This window comes from Enterovibrio makurazakiensis (assembly GCF_050336585.1).
Classification (GTDB): domain Bacteria; phylum Pseudomonadota; class Gammaproteobacteria; order Enterobacterales; family Vibrionaceae; genus Enterovibrio; species Enterovibrio gelatinilyticus.
Window position 1 is genome coordinate 60,014 of the sequence record NZ_JAKJSE010000004.1, and the last position, 17,643, is coordinate 77,656.

13 protein-coding genes are annotated in these 17,643 nt (G+C 46.3%); 3 read left to right on the forward strand and 10 right to left on the reverse strand.

Going from position 1 to position 17,643, the window contains the following annotated elements; genetic code table 11:
* Nucleotides 1–101: 101 nt before the first annotated feature.
* Nucleotides 102–1,070: a cysteine synthase A gene (gene cysK / locus L4D06_RS00330; RefSeq protein ID WP_274163450.1), complete on the reverse strand. Its 969-nt coding sequence runs from the start codon at nt 1,068–1,070 to the stop codon at nt 102–104.
* A gap of 229 nt (nt 1,071–1,299) precedes the next feature.
* Entirely contained in the window at nt 1,300–2,061 is a 762-nt protein-coding gene (gene cysZ, locus L4D06_RS00335) for a sulfate transporter CysZ (protein ID WP_429737479.1), read from the reverse strand.
* Between the two features lie 267 nt (nt 2,062–2,328).
* Between cysZ and zipA the strand changes: the two genes are divergently transcribed.
* Nucleotides 2,329–3,336 carry a cell division protein ZipA gene (gene zipA / locus L4D06_RS00340; protein ID WP_429737480.1) on the forward strand — a complete coding sequence of 336 codons (1,008 nt, stop codon included), beginning with the start codon at nt 2,329–2,331 and terminating at the stop codon, nt 3,334–3,336.
* A 76-nt stretch (nt 3,337–3,412) separates the two neighbouring features.
* On the opposite strand, the gene L4D06_RS00345 is transcribed toward zipA, so the two are convergent.
* The 7 genes from L4D06_RS00345 to L4D06_RS00375 form a co-directional block, all read right to left on the reverse strand.
* The gene (locus tag L4D06_RS00345) at nt 3,413–4,981 is read right to left on the reverse strand and encodes a lytic polysaccharide monooxygenase (protein ID WP_429737481.1); all 1,569 of its coding nucleotides are present in this window, start codon (nt 4,979–4,981) and stop codon (nt 3,413–3,415) included.
* A 342-nt stretch (nt 4,982–5,323) separates the two neighbouring features.
* Nucleotides 5,324–6,064 (reverse strand): DsbA family protein, encoded by a 741-nt coding sequence (locus L4D06_RS00350; protein WP_274163402.1) that lies wholly within the window; start codon nt 6,062–6,064, stop codon nt 5,324–5,326.
* A 17-nt stretch (nt 6,065–6,081) separates the two neighbouring features.
* On the reverse strand, nt 6,082–6,621 hold the full coding sequence (locus L4D06_RS00355) for a protein disulfide oxidoreductase (protein WP_429737482.1): 540 nt from the start codon (nt 6,619–6,621) through the stop codon (nt 6,082–6,084).
* The gene (locus L4D06_RS00360) at nt 6,614–8,725 is read right to left on the reverse strand and encodes a protein-disulfide reductase DsbD family protein (protein WP_429737483.1); all 2,112 of its coding nucleotides are present in this window, start codon (nt 8,723–8,725) and stop codon (nt 6,614–6,616) included. Before L4D06_RS00360 ends, L4D06_RS00355 begins: the two co-directional genes overlap by 8 nt.
* A gap of 620 nt (nt 8,726–9,345) precedes the next feature.
* Nucleotides 9,346–10,242 (reverse strand): protein translocase subunit SecF, encoded by an 897-nt coding sequence (gene secF, locus L4D06_RS00365; RefSeq protein WP_429737484.1) that lies wholly within the window; start codon nt 10,240–10,242, stop codon nt 9,346–9,348.
* Between the two features lie 2 nt (nt 10,243–10,244).
* Nucleotides 10,245–12,059, reverse strand: a complete 1,815-nt coding sequence (gene secD / locus L4D06_RS00370; protein WP_429737720.1) for a protein translocase subunit SecD — start codon at nt 12,057–12,059, stop codon at nt 10,245–10,247.
* A 159-nt stretch (nt 12,060–12,218) separates the two neighbouring features.
* The gene (locus tag L4D06_RS00375; protein WP_429737485.1) at nt 12,219–12,695 is read right to left on the reverse strand and encodes a hypothetical protein; all 477 of its coding nucleotides are present in this window, start codon (nt 12,693–12,695) and stop codon (nt 12,219–12,221) included.
* Between the two features lie 228 nt (nt 12,696–12,923).
* Here L4D06_RS00375 and ligA point away from each other — a divergent pair, with 228 nt between their 5' ends.
* Nucleotides 12,924–14,936, forward strand: a complete 2,013-nt coding sequence (gene ligA, locus L4D06_RS00380; RefSeq protein ID WP_429737721.1) for an NAD-dependent DNA ligase LigA — start codon at nt 12,924–12,926, stop codon at nt 14,934–14,936.
* 525 nt (nt 14,937–15,461) lie between these two features.
* A complete protein-coding gene (locus tag L4D06_RS00385) occupies nt 15,462–16,631 on the forward strand; it encodes a porin (protein ID WP_429737486.1) in 1,170 nt (389 codons plus the stop codon).
* Nucleotides 16,632–16,789: 158 nt separating this feature from the next.
* Here the strand turns inward: L4D06_RS00385 and L4D06_RS00390 are convergent, their stop codons facing one another.
* Complete coding sequence (locus tag L4D06_RS00390) at nt 16,790–17,485, reverse strand: YccT family protein (protein WP_429737487.1); 696 nt, start codon at nt 17,483–17,485, stop codon at nt 16,790–16,792.
* Nucleotides 17,486–17,643: the final 158 nt, after the last annotated feature.

Consider the following 17,643-nt stretch of genomic DNA (forward strand, 5'->3'; position numbering starts at 1 on the left):
GGGAATTTTTACTAGAGCGGGCTGTAAAAATCAAATAAAAAAGCCCTGTTAGGGCTTTTTTGTTATCGACAGTACGATTGTGTTTGAAGCAAGAGTACTGATTATTGTTGGTTTTCTAGCTCTGTAAAGATGCCAGCAAACAATGCAGTGCTTAGGTAACGCTCACCAGAGCTTGGTAGTATTGTTACGATGTTTTTGTCTGCAAATTCAGGCAATTCGGCAATTTTATTGGCAGCAACAACGGCTGCACCTGAAGAAATTCCTGCCAGAATACCTTCTTCTTCCATCAGACGACGTGCCATAGTGATCGCTTCGTCAGACGTCACCAATACTGTCTTGTCAATCAAAGACAAATCAAGGTTGCCAGGTACAAAGCCTGCGCCAATGCCTTGAATTTTGTGAGGGGCTGGTTGTACATCATCACCGTTAACCGTTTGAGTGATAACTGGAGACTCTGCGGGCTCTACAGCAACGGTTGTGATTGCTTTGCCTTTGGTGTTTTTAATGAAACGGCTAACACCTGTCAGCGTACCACCCGTGCCAACACCCGCGACGAATACATCGATTTCGCCTTCTGTGTCTTCCCAAATCTCAGGACCTGTAGTCTTTTCGTGGATCTCTGGGTTTGCAGGGTTGTCAAACTGTTGTAGCAACAAGTATTTTGCTGGGTCAGTAGCAACAATTTCTTCCGCTTTTGCAATCGCGCCTTTCATGCCTTTAGCGGCTTCGGTTAGCACAAGGTTTGCGCCTAGCGCTTTAAGCAACTTACGACGCTCAAGGCTCATAGATTCAGGCATAGTCAGCGTGAGTTTGTAACCGCGAGCTGCTGCAACATATGCCAATGCGATACCCGTGTTACCACTGGTTGGCTCTACGAGCTCAATACCTGGCTTCAGTGTGCCTTTTTTCTCGGCATCCCAAATCATGTTTGCACCGATACGGCATTTTACGCTGAAGCTAGGATTACGTGCTTCAATTTTAACCAACACTTTTCCGTTAGATACGCGATTTAGGCGTACAAGAGGAGTGTTGCCAATGGTGGTTGTATTGTCTTCGTAAATTTTACCCATCTTCTTCGTTCCTTCGGTTTGTAAGGGAGTACGATTAAGAGAATAACTTTCTTTCTGAAATTGCAAAGGAATCGTTAGTTATATCTTATTGTTATCGATTTGGTTTCAGATGAAGTTCTCAAAAAAGATCGAATTCATGGTCAAAATGCCTTGCTATGTTGGCGTTCATCACAATGAACGCCAACATAATGCACATTAATGGGTTTACCTTGACGTTGGTAAAGAGTGTTTAATAGCGCGCTAGCTGGTCGCGATATTTATCTACCCACATAGCGGTAGCGCCACATACTGCAGCTGGCATCACGAATAGATTTAGGATAGGTGTCATGGTGAACACCATGACTAATGCGCCAAAGCTCATTGTTGCGCCTTTTTGTTCACGCAAGGTCGCTTTCATGTTTTGAAATGACACGCGGTGATTGTCGAATGGATAGTCGCAGTATTGAATCCCCATCATCCACGCACTAAATAAGAACCACAGTACAGGTCCTAGCGTTTGACCCACAACAGGTATCCACATTAGGAGCAGCAAACCGAGAGCTTTAGGCAGGTAGTACCAAAGTTTTTGCCACTCTCGTTTAAACACACGAGGCAGATCCTTAATCACATCGGAAAGTCCGTCATCGGGAGGACGCTTTCCTGTCAGCTTGGCTTCTAAGTGCTCAGCAAGAAGCCCGTTGAAGGGGGCGGCAATCCAGTTGGCAACGGTACTAAAAAAATATGAACAGATAACAAGCACGGCAATGGCGAGTAGCGGCCACAGTAAGTAAGAAAGCCAACTCAGCATGTCGGGTAGATAAGCGAGCCACCCGTTTATCCAGTCACTGAGTTGAGAGAGCACCACACCAATCAATGTTCCCATTAGCAGTAAGTTAACTAAGAGTGGAATAATCACAAAGCGACGAACGCCGGGTGTAAATGCCAACGAAAAACCGCGCAAAAAATAACTGGCGCCAGATGCGGGCTGTTTGGCTAATTGGGTGGGGGTCATAGTCTCTCCTCAAGGTTTCTCCCATAATGTTAACGGTTTCACAATGAGATTGGCAATTTACGATTTAGATGAATTTTTGGGTCAGAGAATTGTCAAAAGCTCGAAAGAACAGTGACTTTTTCAGTGTTCTCGCGGTATGAACGTTAACTTTTATACGCTTTTTGGTACAGTAGTCAGCAAATTGTATGTGCGACATTGCCAAAGGTTGTACCAAGGTGTTTAGATAGGTACGCCGTTCGTCGTTAATTGGATAGATGCTGAGATTAAATGATGCAGGAATTGCGCCTTGTTTTAATCATTTTGGGAGCTGTGGCTATTGCAGCATTGTTGCTTCATGGCCTGTGGACCAGTAGAAAAGAAAAGCCTGCTAAATTTGGCGAAAAGCCAATAGGCAAGTTGTCAGATACGGATAATACTGGATTTGATCAAGATGGTATTGGATCTGTCCGAGTGATTCGCTCTGGTAATGACGATAAGCCAAAATCTGATCGTAAAGAACCCGGTTTGAGCTTTGGTGATAAGTCAGAGGTCGACCCTCTGTTCGCGTCGGATTCTGGGGCTGATCTTCAGATAGAGAAAGAGCGAGACATGGAACTTCCCGCCTTTTCAGCGTCTGATGTTGAAGAGTCAACGTCGGCTGCCTCACAGACCACTGAACCATCGAAAAAGTCTCCCCCCGTCGATTTTTATCAAACCCATGATGATGAGATTGATGTCGTGGTGAATGACGACGTTATCTCAAATCGTGAAGCCGTATTAGATTCTGACCTTTCAGGTGAAGACGCCGCTGTTGATACGACGATTGATCCGATAGATATCGATGATGTCGCACCTGTGGAAGAAGCACCTAAAGCACCAGAGCCGCAAGTTTTGATCATCAATGTTCAAGCGGGTGCCAATAAAGAATTCAATGGTGAGGAACTGATTAATTGTCTCGAACAACACGGGATGATTTTTGGTGAGATGGAGATTTATCATCGTCACGCTGATCTTGCTGGAACAGGTCAGGTACTGTTCAGTGCCGCAAACATGTTTAACCCCGGCAGTTTCCCGTTGGCGACCATTCACCACTTCACGACACCTGGCATTACGCTGTTTATGACGTTGCCGTGTTATGGCGAGGCGGAGCAGAACTTTAAGTTGATGTTACAAACAGCTCAGCAAGTGGCTGATCAATTGGGTGGTTTAGTCACTGATGACAATCGTTCAATGATGACTCCACAGCGTTTAGACAGCTATAGAGAAAAGATTAAGCAGTTTCATTCTCACGCTTAATGAAAGAACGCTCGTAAAAAAACGCCCCTAAATATTAGGGGCGTTTTGCGTTTAAGGCTTTTATTTTCAGATTATATTATTTTACTTCGCCCCATGGGCCGCCGTTGGTAGGTAGGTCGCCTTTCGTCCACCATTTCGCTTTGTAACTCTTTCCTTTGTACTCAACGGTATCACCACCTGAGTATGCCAAGCTTTTACTCCAACCTTGATTGGCGCCACTTTCTGCGGCCCACACGGCTGATGTGCCAGGCTCTTCGCCTTTGTTCCACCATTGCGCTGTGTAGTTCGTGCCAAGGTGCAGAACCGTATCACCAGCGACATAGACTTTTGATGAATCCCAGTCACTTTGACCAATTGGGCCTGACCCTTTTACATTTACCGTAATGGTGACTTGTGAAGCCGCATTACCATCGGTGGCGCTGACAATGATTTTTTCGACTAGGTTTGATGTCGTGCTAGGGGCAATGTAAGACACTGATGCGGTGTTTCCGTTGGCGGTTAGAGTGCCAGCACTTGCCGTAAAGGTAATGGCATCATTTTCAGCATCTGTCGCGGAAATCGAAATGCTGACGCTTTGTCCGCTATCAACATTGACCGCAGAAGGTGAGCTGATCACTGGTGGGGTGTTTGAAACAGGCTTTTTCACTTCAAGTTGGAAACTGGCGTCTTTGTCTTTAACAAAGACCAAGTTGCCGTAAAGGTCGGTGTTGTCCCATGCGACAACGCCATTTTGATCGATTTTTCCAATTTTCGCAGAGCTTGACGATGCATTCACGGTGTCAGCTATTTGTTTAGCCCATACAGATTCAACATCGTTCTTTGCATCGATAGCGAGTTTTTCGAACACGGCTTCTGATCCATTACCATCAAATACGCGGAACCAAACGGTATCACCTTGTGTTGCATCAGTTGTGGATTTAACAAAGCCACCAATGCTTGACCAAGTTGGCGCGATAACATCGCCACCAAAGCTCAGGTCGCTACAGTTGTAGAAGCCTTCACCTGCTGGGTCATCTCGTTGCCATCGTGAGTACAGTACGGCGTTGCCGGTACGATCTGTCGGTAATGTGACTTGCATTTGGTAGTATTTCTTTTCATTGATGACAACCACAGGAACATTGTCGAACTCGGCAATGAGATCCAAATCTGACCACGCCAATGCATCGGTTGCTGAGTTGTAGCCTGCATTTGATAGATAGATTTTCCACATGCTTGGGTTATGCGGTGTGGATGCACGATAGAGTAGGGTTAACTTGCCATTGGCAGCGGGATCTATAGGAGTGGTTTGCCATTCAGATGACGGAATGTCGATACCTGCTTTTTTAGGATCAGCCGCCGCACACAATGTGCCATCAGGAATAGCAGCCTCTACTGCAGCCTGGCTGTTGAAGTTTGAAACCAGCTTGGCAAATTCAGGTTTTTGAACAAACGGATACCAGCCCGATTCTTTAAATGCGGCGCGACAAGCGGCATTTGGAATGGTTGAACCACTGGTCGAGTCCCAGTAACCGCCATCGCGGTCACAGACTTCCTGACGTGCTGGTGGGTAATCCATATAACCGTGCGCGGCGGCGAATTGTGACACCATCGCGGACGATATTGCGGTGAGCACGGCGACATAGGGTAAGTGTCGAGTTCGTGACATGATATTTCCTCTAGTGTTGGTTGTTTTTAGTATTTTTTTGTTTGTGCACTAGAGGTTGTGTCATTTTTTTGGCGAGCTTCAATTTGTGTTTAGCACATATTAAGAGTGACTCGAAAAAGAAAGTGGCTTGTTACAAAACGATGAAAAAATGCTGTTTAAAGAAGAAGGCAGGTCACTAAAAGAGTGTGGTTGTGGTTTTATTGAACGAGGGCTTAACATATTGAGCCATATAGAGTAAGTGGCATTGCAACGTAGAGCTCTGTAGAGGGCTATAGGTTGGCGAGGATGTAGGATAAGTGAGAAGGAGGCCCTTCTCACTTATTGTTAAATAAAGCTAATTTATCAAGACTTGCTAAGTGCTGATTCAATAATAGGCGTCAACTTCTCGATTGGAACATACCCAGGAACAATCTGATCATCAATGATCATGGCTGGCGTGCCTCTTAATCCCAATTCGTTGAAAAGTTGGTAGTTCTTACTGGTCATGGCATCTGTGATGTCATCCGTTTTTAGCTGTGCCTTGGTCCCAGTTTTGTCAGCAATGCGAGAAAGGGAGCGTCTGTCGTGGGTGCTAGGTTTAGCGATTAGCAGTTTGTGTGTCTCTAGGTATTTGTCTTTGTTTTGGTTCCAAACGTTTAATGCATACGTTGCGGAGTTAACGTCAGATAGTAGTGAGCCCATTTCTTTAAGAGGCACATAGATATTCACTACTTTTATCTGTGGGTAGGCTATGGCTAAGTCATGCAAAACCGGATCGAGCTTTTTGCAAAATGGGCAGTTGTAGTCAGTAAAGTTAATGATGGTCAATTTGGGCTCGGATGCGCCAAACTGAGTATGTCTTGGGTTGTTATAGAGGTACTCATGATTCGCAGCGAGTATGCTCTTGACGCCTTGTTGCTGCACCATGTACTGAGTCAGGCTCTGGTGCAAACCAGAAATGAGATCTGGGTTTTGTTCCAATAACGCAGTGATCGCATCTAATTGCTGTTGTTGCGCTTTATTCAATGGCGTATCAGACATTGCATTGAAGGACGTCAGGGTAGCGATCATCACCAAAAAAATCGAAAGTAGATTGTTTTTCATTTTGTACTCATCACTCATTAGGAAAACCACAGGCGAGCTAGCAGACCCGGCGGTGTTGTAATGCCTGTTGTTATAGATTCAATCTTGCCATCTTTGATAATCACGATAGTGGGTGTTGCTTGAATCCCCCACGTTTGCCCTATGGCACCTTGCTCGTCGTTGACGGTATCAAACTGAAGATCATGGCTATCTAGATAGGCTTGGATTCGTCGGTTGCCGCCCGATGTCATCGCAATGGACACGACAGGGTAAGAACTAGAGAGCCAGTCGATAGTTGGCGTAACAAATTTGCAGGCTGGACACCAAGTCGCCCAAAAATATAGGACAACAGGCTCATCATGACTCAGGGTGACGAAGTCGATGGATTCGCCAGAGAGTGTGCTCATAGCTATGGAGGGTACTGCGTCTTTTGGCATATCTTGGGTTCGCCACCAATCTATCGCGAACGTCATCACACTGAAGAGAACGATCAAGGTCGCCAACTCTCTCAGCCACCACTTAGGGCTCTTCCACTTGCTTTTTGGTTTAGCTTCTTGCTGCGTATTGTTATCACTCATTGGGCACTCCTTGTGCTAGCGCGATGGCGTTGAGGACAGCATCTTTGGAAAGGACCACGGGTAGAGGGATCCCGCTGGGCGCATTGGGGCCATAGACGATATTAAAGGGCACGCCATATCTACCGTGACTTTGCAGGTACTGGGTGACGGAATCGCTTGGAGCCGTCCAATCACCTTGCATTCGTACCATGTTTTCACCGTTAAGTGCGCTGTAAACCGGTTCTTGAAGCAGTACGCCAATCTTGTTTGCTTTACAGGTTATACACCAGTCTGCGGTAACGTCGACAAACACAGTTTTATCATTGGCGACATGCTGTGATATGTGAGTGGAAGATAGCTTTTCCCATTGATGATCTGACGGTAACGGCGTTGCCCACGTTGACGCTGTTATGCTTGCGGTCACTAAACCAACAACCAGCAAAACAACGGTCAGTGCACTGGCGATAACCGTAATTTTACGTCCATAAACCGACGATGTTCGCCATAACAAGATCACCAAACCCATGAGTAGGACCGTTGCTACCACACCTAATGACAAGTGACTTTTCAAAAGGGTAGCTAGCCAGATGCTTGTTGCTAGTATCATGATGCCAAACACTACTTTCACTGTGTTCATCCAGCGGCCGGGTTTAGGTAATCGTTGTGCAATAGCAGGAATAGTGGCGACGAGTAGCCACGGCAATGCCATTCCAACTGCTAATGCGGTAAAAATGACAAACAACATGAGGTAGTTGGTTGTGAGTGCAAACGCCACTGCTGTACCAAGGAAAGGAGCTGAGCAGGGTGTTGCAAGCAGTGTCGCGAACATACCTTGGGTAAAATGCCCAACGTAAGAATTGTCTCCCTTGCTCGCTAACCACGTTGTGGCGCTCGCAGGCAGGCGAATTTCAAATAGCCCTAACATATTGGCTGCGAACAAGGCGGTGATTGCCATCATCACGCCAATAAACACCGGGCTTTGGAACTGAATGCCCCAGCCAAATGCACTGCCTGTGAGTTTTAGTGCGCCTAACAGCGCCGCAATTAACCAAAAAGAAAACAAAATGCCCAATGCAGATGCAATGAACTGGCGTCGTATTTGTGTTTTTTGTAATCCTTGAGCTGAAACCACGCTACTCAATTTCATGCCGAGAACGGGCAACACGCACGGCATGATGTTCAGAATCAACCCGCCTAAGAGTGCGAAGAGGATGGCTGAAGCAAGTGATGTGCTCGATGCTTTTGTCACTAGCCCTTTTTCAACGACGGATGTGTGCTCGGCGACAAAATCTTGGTCAAGGAACGTGATATTTAACGTTTCTTTTTCGAGTTCTGGTGTACCCATCCAACTGCTTGCCTCAAACGTCGCATTCACAGTGTTACCCGTGACGCTAACGTGAGGCACAGAGAATATAGTATCAGTGACAGCTTCTGATGAACCATCAATGAGGATATCCGGCTTGTTCCATCCGGTTGTTTTCTGAGCAGAGACATTGAGTTTCTGAGCATTCTCGTCCCACACGACGGAAATACTTTGGATCAGTGGTGAGGGCTTTGGAACATGGCTCATGCCTTGCGCAAAAAGATGTAGGGCGTTTGGGTCAGCTATGAGTGCCGAAGGACTGACGGTTAAATCAATGGGGTAGTCTGTTAGAACACACACCGTTGTGCATGATGATATCGTGAGCGTTCCCTTGATTGTCACTGGCTTGCTGATGTCTTTCGCCGTGAATGTCAAAGGGAAAACTGCGTGGTTTTTGTATCCGAGTGTATTAATACCCAATAAATCAAAGCGCTGAGGGGCAGGCCAGTACCATGCGATGTCTTTGATGTTCTCTGATTCTTGCCAATTAAAGCTTGGTGCAATGCCACCTTCACCAGGTGTTCGCCAATAGGTTTTCCAGTCATCGTTCAATTGGACTTCTAAGAAGCCATCAAACGTATTGGCATTATGGTTTGCGGTGCCCGTTAACACTATACGGGTGCTAAGTGGAGGGTGATTAGGGTTAGTTAGCCAGCCTGTTGACGGGCTTTCTGCATAAGCTGTCATGACAGCAGATAGCGCGATGGTAATACTCACGATAAGCAATGTTAACAGGCGTGAGAATGTCTTTAGAACGTGCATGTATATATTCCTAGAAAATAAAACAAATATAAAAACGTCTGGCGAGTGCCAGTGTTTGATGTGTTTATTCTCTAAAAACGCAAAACGTGAGGTGTAATCGCCGGGTTGGAGGGATGGGCTCTGTGATCTTTGGAACAAGGGTAGATGTCGATAACAGCCAAGCGATGATGGCGAAAGCCAGCACCCACATGGTCAATGTGGCTGATTCCCAAGAAGGCGATGACAATTGAAGTAAGTTTTCAGATAGCTGGCAATTGTCGGCCAATGTTGAGGGGGCTTCGTTGGAGTTTAACGAGAGGCTTTGATTTGAATCCGTGGTGTTGCTAATACTACAGGCATTGAAGACGCCCGCGTTTTGCGACAAACATACAAACACCACCCACCATACAAAGGTAAGTGCCCACTGCGCGCGTGTAATGGGTTTGATTTGTCGCAACATGTGAAAACTTTAAGCTCTCGATTATTGATATATGTATTGAACACGGTTTGACGCCGATAGGGAATGTTTGTTCAGTGTTTTTTTATAAAAACATCTAAATCCAGAAAGCGGCGTGCGGGAAATGCAGTCAGGCCCAAGAGATTGTGCCTGACTGGGGATTTTATTTGGTCGAGATTAGTCTCTACGGCGTATCAGACACTGGCGCGGGAGCGTAGTGTTGAGGGCCAAGATGTGTCAATTCAGGAATGATGGTGGCGATGGTCATGGTGGACCAAGTACCCGCAACAATACCGATGAACATGGTGATGGAGAATCCGTACAACGGTTCTCCCCCAAGCAACCAAAGCGACCCGACCGAAATCAGTGTCGTGCCCGACGTGATTAAGGTGCGCGACAAGGTAGAAACGATGGCGCGGTTGTTCAATTCAGCTATCGGCAAACTCACGTTGGCTTTTAACAGTTCGCGAATGCGGTCTGAAATGATGATGGAGTCATTGAGTGAGTAACCTAATACTGCTAGCAATGCCGCCAGCACGGTGAGGTTAAACTCCATTCCTGTGACCGAGAAGAAGCCTAACAGCAGCACCACGTCATGAACCAAGGCCAGTAATGCGCCAGACGCCAGTCTCCATTCGAAGCGCATACTCAAATACCCAAGTATTACCAACAGCGTAATCAGTACCGCCAAGCCACCTTGCTCTGCCAGTTCTTGCCCTACTTGAGGGCCAACCAGACTGACGTTGAGCATTTCAACGTTGTCAGAAAAGCCATTGAGTAGCGTTTTGATTTCTGGTTGATCGCTTAGCGTCTCAGGTGCGGCATAGCGAAGCACCCACTGACCTGGGTCTCCCGCTTCCACCACCGACACGGGTTGGTTCAAAGCGGTTTCTAAGTGGGATTGAATCTCTTTGGCTGTCAGGGTTTTGTCCAGTCTGACTTCACTGATCATTCCTCCCGTGAAATCGAGCCCGTAGTTCAAGCCTTTCGTCGCGAGTGTGAAAATGGAAATCAACATCACTACACAAGAAAGCAAGGTGCCGATATGGCGCCATTTGGTCATATTTTTGATTGTTATCATGGTTATACCCTCACATCACGGCGCGCATCTTTACCCCAAAATAGGTTAATCACCGCGCGAGAAGCGAAAATACCCGTGAACATGCTTGTTAGAAGACCTAGCCCCAATGTGAGGGCGAAGCCCTGAATCGGGCCATTACCGATTGCGTATAAAGTTGCGGCGGAAATTAGCGTGGTGATGTTTGAGTCCAAAATGGTGGCAAACGCACTGCTAAAGCCAAGGTCAATAGATTGCGCGAAGCTTCTTCCTTCCCGCATTTTCTCTTTTATTCGCTCGAAGATAAGCACGTTGGTATCAACGGCCATACCGATGGTGAGCACGAGACCTGCAATACCTGGAAGCGTCAGAACCGCCCCTGGCAGTAACGCGATAAGACCCAGCAACATCACCATGTTGATGAGAAGCGCAAGGTTCGCCACCCAACCCAGTTTGCGATACCACACCGCCATGAACAGCAAGGTCAAACCCATGCCAAGCGCCAGCGCCGCGAAACCGTTTTGAATGTTTTCAGCACCCAAAGAAGGGCCAATGGTGCGCTCTTCAACGATGGTGACGGGCGCGGTCAGTGAGCCTGCGCGTAGCAACAGCGCTAAATCTTGTGCTTCTTCAAGTTGGCCGACACCCGTAATGCGGAAGCGGTTACCCAGCTGAGATTGAATCGTTGCAATGCTGATGATGGTGTTGGTTTGCTCGACATTGCCTTTGCTGTCGCGGCTGTATTCGCTATACGCCGTGCCCATCGGGTCGCCAATGTGCTTCGCTGAGTAATCTGACATCATTTTGCCGCCAGAGGCATCCAATGAAATGTTCACTTCAGGTGTGCCCATTTCGCCCATTCCTGCTCGTGCATCCACAATGTGTTCGCCAGAAAGAATCGGTTTGCGGCTCACATAAACAGGTGCACCTTTGTCATCAGGGATCATCATTGAGCCCGGCGTGGGTGACGTTTTTACTTCATAGAACGCCAAACTTGCTGTTGCGCCGATAACATTTTTTGCCGCAGCTGGGTCTTGAACGCCCGGTAATTCAATGCGAATACGGTGTTCACCTTGACGTTGAACGGCAGCTTCAGTGATGCCCAATTCTTCGATACGGCTGCGCATGGTTTGCAGGTTTTGCTGAACCGTCAGGTTAGTCAGGGTTTGTTTTTCTGCCTCTTTAAGACTTACGGACAAACCCAAATCACCTTCACCTTGCACATTCCATTGCGGGAATTGCTCACGAAGGTATTGTCGAACGGTACGTTGTGCCTCGTCAGAAGGCGCATTCACCACAAAGCCATCAGCGTTGGATTGATGAACACGCAAGCCACGAATGCGATTTTCGCGGGCAAAGGCTTTGACGGAATCTGCTGCTTGATCGGCGTGAGAGCGGAAGACTTGCTGCATATCTACATCCAGCAAGAATTGCACACCACCGCGTAAATCTAGGCCGAGCTTGATGGGCTTAAAGCCCATTTCAAGCAACCAACTTGGGGCCGCAGGAACCATGCCTAGGGTGACAATGTCGTCTTTGTTCGAATACTCCGTCAGGATACTTTTGGTTTTGTTCTGATCAGCGGCATCTTGCAGAACAACAGTTGTGCTGTTGCCTTTCTGGTCAATGCGTTTTACATCGACACTGTGAGCATCCAATTGGTGTTTCAGTGTGACAGGGGCGGCGCCATTGTCTTTATGCTTGATGAAAACAGCCGCCTCTTCACCAAACCAAGAAGGGAGGGCGCTGAGAAGCATAATAATGATGGTCGTAATAAGGACGACGTATTTCCATGCTGGATAATGATTCAGCACGGTCTTTCGTTTTGGTTTTAACTGCATAGCAATCGTCTCACTGGCAAGTGGCCAGCAACTTTGTCTTTTACCAATCAGATTGGTATTCATTCATGACACGTAAAGACCCGCGACATACGATAAGTTCGCGCGAGGCATGGTGTTTAAACGTGCAAAAGCGGTGAGCGAGACGCTCAATGTTATGAATTAAGACGAAGTGTCAGCTTGGCTGATAAACCGATAGAGCAGATTGGATTCCTTCCATCCTGATATACGGTGCAAAGAAGACGGAGGGCCATTTAATGTCCAATCATGCCAGTGACGCGAAGAAACGTGCACGTGTTGCAATCGTGATGGAACGCTTGAGGGTTCAAAATCGAAGACGAGTTCGTAGTTAGGCTCTGAATTGTGCAATCGCTCGGGTAGAAAAGAGCCGTTTCGAAGCGTGGAAGCTAAATCTGGGGCGATGGATTTTGCGGGAGCACGATGTTCGGGGTGAACGTCGTTTTGTGAATCAGAACTGTCTTGCTGGTGATAAGTCGCAGGAGATAGAACGACGATCGAAAAATCTGCAGCGGCTGTTTGTTGTTCAAAAGGTGTTGATGCACCAGCGGAAAAACAGACGAGCAGCAAACTGAGCAAAACGCCCAATAGACTTCGTTGTTTATTCCAAGAACTGCACATACAAGGACTCACCCATAAATTCGGTTTCATATTACTGGCGAGGACAGCTTTCAACAAGCAATGAATGCGGCTTTGAGCAGAATATTGTGATGAGTGAATCTCGGTCATCAACGATGAATTTCGACACGGCTTGACTGCAACGAACGTAAGCTTGAGGTTATACTACCGCCTTATTCTATTTATCCTTTACTCGTCGATTGAGTGAAGAAGACTGACTGGGCTGAATTGATGACCTCGGATATCCAACAACAATTGCAAGCGCTGAAAGAGCAGCTTAATTATCATGGCCACCTTTACTACGTAGAAGACAAACCAGAGCTTCCTGATGCAGAGTATGACCGTTTGATGCAGCAATTGCTGGCGATAGAGTCAGAGCATCCTGAATTGGCTTCTGCAGATTCTCCAAGTCAACGCGTGGGTGGAAAGCCATTAAGTGCGTTTGTCCAAGTTCGTCACGAAATTCCGATGCTGTCGCTCGACAATGCGTTCGACGATGACGAGCTGAAAGCGTTTGAAAAACGCATGAAAGACAGATTGAACAACGCAGCTGATTTTACCTATAGCTGTGAGCCAAAATTGGATGGACTTGCCGTTAGCTTGATGTACGAAAATGGCATTCTTGTTCAAGCTGCGACTCGTGGTGATGGCGCAACCGGCGAGAATATTACTCACAATGCCCGCACCATTCGCAACGTACCATTACAGCTTCAAGGCTCAGGCTGGCCTGCGCGTTTAGAAGTGCGCGGCGAAGTGTTTATGCTCAAAGATGGCTTCAACAAGCTGAATGAGAAAAACCTAAAAAAAGGTGAAAAAGCCTTCGCAAACCCGCGAAATGCCGCGGCTGGCAGCCTTCGCCAACTCGACCCTAAAATTACCGCAACCCGTCCTCTTCGCTTCTATGCCTACTCTGTTGGTGTTATGTCTGAAGCGTTTGGTGATTCTCACATTGGCCGATTAGAACAACTTCGTGAGTGGGGTATACCACTGAGTCCAGAAGTGAAAAAAGTGAACGGCCTAGAAAATGTGATTGCTTACTACCAAGATATCATGGAGCGTCGCAACGCGCTGCCTTACGAAATCGACGGTGTCGTGATTAAAGTTGATGCCATTGCGACGCAAGACCAACTGGGCTTTGTTGCTCGTGCGCCGCGTTGGGCCATTGCGTATAAATTCCCCGCTCAAGAAGAAATCACAACGCTACTGGATGTTGAGTTCCAAGTGGGGCGAACGGGCGCAATCACTCCTGTCGCCAAACTTGACCCTGTCTTCGTCGGTGGTGTCACGGTATCTAATGCCACGCTGCATAACGCGGATGAAATTGCCCGTTTAGGCGTGAAAATTGGCGATACCGTGATTATTCGCCGTGCTGGTGATGTTATTCCTCAAATCGTAAACGTTGTTGAGAGCAGAAGACCTGAGGATGCAAAAGACGTTGTGTTCCCTGCGGCTTGTCCTGTGTGTCATTCACACGTTGAACGCATTGAAGGCGAAGCGGTGGCGCGTTGTTCGGGTGGTTTGATTTGTCGCGCGCAACGTAAAGAAGCGATCAAACACTTTTCATCACGTAAAGCGTTAGATGTAGACGGTTTGGGCGACAAGATAGTTGAGCAACTGATTGATAAAGAGCTAGTCCAAGCCCCTGCGGATTTGTTTAAGTTGTCAGCGGGTAAAATCACCATGCTAGAGCGCATGGGGCCAAAATCCGCACAGAACTTGGTGGACTCGCTTACTAAAGCAAAAGAAACCACGTTGCCACGCTTTATCTACTCTTTGGGTATCCGTGAAGTGGGTGAAGCGACGGCGGCTAACTTAGCGAACCATTTCTTCACGCTTGAAGCGATTCGAGAAGCTACTGAGGACAAGCTCATCGAGGTGCAAGATGTTGGTGTCATCGTTGCTAAGCATGTGTCGTCGTTCTTCAGCGAAGAACGTAACAAAGAAGCGATCGATGCATTGCTAGAAGCTGGTATTCACTGGCCTGAAATTGCAGCCCGTGATGAAAGTGTATCGCTCGCTTTAGAGGGCAAAGTGGTTGTGTTAACCGGCACGCTTTCTCAGATGTCTCGCTCTGATGCCAAGGCGGCTCTTCAGGCTCTAGGTGCAAAAGTAACAGGAAGTGTGTCTGCTAAGACTGACCTTCTGATTGCAGGTGAGGCCGCAGGTTCAAAACTCACCAAGGCACAAGAATTAGGCATCGATATACTTGATGAAGATGGAATGATGGCGCTAATTTTAAGCTAATTAAACCATCCATAGATGAGATAAAACGCCAGCGTATGCTGGCTTTTTTTTATGTGTCAGAAATCACTTGCGATCCAGATCTAATAATTTACGAAGAGAATTATGGTGTAAATTTGACTAATTATTGAATGTTTTTCGGTAAAGTTTATATGTGATCCGGATCGCTGTGTTTTTATAATCAATAATTTTCTCACTATTGATTTGAATATAAACCATTGAAAATAATAAATTTATATTTTTATATTCATGTTTTTATATAAATAAGAGATCATGATCACGAACTGGTGGGGAACTTTGCACCTAGTCATATTTTTTTAATAACAAATAAAGTTCTCGTTGATGTTTTTTTTGGGGGAAGTAGTCTGGGACACATCGGTTGAGGGAGAGTTCAATCGGTTTCTAAAAATCTAAAGTGACGAGGTTTATGTCGTTTTAGATGTGCAAGTAATCAGATCATTGCTTTCGGCGGCCAACCTTTAGAGCAATGAGATGGCATTTAGATATCCCTTTTAGGAGTTATTTTCCATGGAAAAAATGTTTAAGCGTTCAATCGTTGCTACAGCCGTTACAGCTGCTGCACTTGCTTCTTCAGTAGCGTTTGCTAAGCCTGCTACTGAAACTGTCGATCTTTATGGTCAAGTTGCTGTTTCTGTATGGCAATATGGCGAAGATGCAATCGGTGGTAACGACCAGCCACTTAAGTTTGAAAACGAATCACGTTTTGGTCTTCGTGGCAGCGCTGAACTTGAGCGTGCACCTAAGTTTATTTGGCAGATGGAAGGCGGTAACGTAGGGGACGACGGCGGCAATAGCGGTCTGGGTGTTCGTGATACATTTGCAGGTTTTGAGTTTGACGATGGCGGCAAGGTTCGCGTTGGTCGAATGCTTACTCCTCTTTACCAAATGATCGACTGGCCTTACTCTGGTCAGCGCGCTGGTGCAATTTTTGACTGGGGCGGTGATGTTTTAGGTGGTGCACGTTACGATCGCCAATCAAACATGATTCGTTATGATTCAGCTAAGATGGGTGGTTTGAACTTCTCTGTTGCCGCTGGTCGTGGTAGCGAAAGCGACAACGATTCTAACTTTTACGGTTTGAGCGCATCTTATAACGTGGGTGTTGTTACTTTCCACGCTGGTTATGAGTCAGGTTCTGACCGTTCTGTATCTGCTCTTGATTCATTTTATAACACTTACTTAAAGCAGCAACCTGGTTTCGACACTGACATCAAAAAGGTTAAATCTATTGCTGGTAGCACTAAGTCTGATACTGATGCTGCTCTACTTGGCTTTGAAGCATATTTTGACAATGGCTTCGGTGTTTATGCTGCATACAAAATGGAATCAGCAGATTATGATGATGCTACGGCAACCATCACTCCTGAGTCTGGTGCTGAAGAGAAAATCGATCTTGTAGGCGCATCTATCGAGCAAGATAGTGTTTCTGTAGGTGTTGTATACGGTGGCGTTGAAAACTGGCAGTTCAAAGCGAACTACGCAGTTAATTTCGAAGCTGACGTAGAAAACGCAGGTTCAAGCTTCACAGCTACAGGTACTGAAGACAGCATCGCTTCTTTGCAAGCATTGTACTTTGTTGACCCATCAGCGGTTGTATATGTTCGTCCATACGTGATCTCTAAAGACGACTCTGACAATGAGTTTGGTTACGGTATCGGCTTTGACTACTACTTCTAATATAAGTAGTTAGATAGTCTAGAAATTAGCCCAGCTTTCGCTGGGCTTTTTTATTTGTGCTGAAAGTGATTTAGATGAAGTCACAGACAATAAGATATGTGATTTACAAAAAAAGGAGCGCTTAAGCGCTCCTTTTTAAACGAGTAAAACCCTGAGGTTTACTTGACGTTTTGAATTGCCCAGCTCAAGAAAGCTTTTTGAGATACTGAGTCAGCTTGGGTAAACCAAAACTTCAGCATTTGTTCAGAATTAACACCAGTATCTGATGCAACTGTAGGTATCGAAGTCATTTCTGCACTGACAGGTACCGGTCCATTGGTCGCTGATGGGATTGTCGCAGCAGCTATTGCAGTCGTTGCAGATTTTGTAGGCTGCCAGCTGGCAATATTGTTAGCACGATTGTATTTTTCTACTTCCTGAACGTAGTCTGGCATCAGGTCAAAACCGATAGACAGTTTGTCTTTTTTGGCATCAATCTCTTTGCCATTTTCAGTTAGAGTAAAGCTCGGATTTTTGTCAAACATACGCCCGTCATCGAGTGTGTCAATGCGTGGAAGTTTTAGCTCTAACTCAGAATCTACAGCAGAAAATGTTGCGACCATCGGTATTGATTTGTACTTTGTTTTCTTACTGCCTGATTCGCGAACGATATGTGAAAGCCTAAAAACGACCTGGCTTTCACCATTGGGTAGTACAACTTTATCTTGATTGTCGAAACCTAAGGTCGAATAGTCAGAATCAATGCCATTTTGAACTAGCACTTGAACGCCAGCTGGAACATCTATCGTGACATTTGCAAAAGCTACAGAACTTGCAGCGATTAACCCGGCTGCGATTACAGTTCTTTTTAACATGATTAACTCCTTTATACCGCTGGCTTGCCAGTCGGTTCGAATACGGTCGACTCAATTCTACGTTTGCGATGTGAAATAAGGTAGTCGGAGTCAGTTAAAATGAGGGGTACAGCGAAGAAAATTATTTTTCACTCCTTTACAACCTACAATTGTGTGCG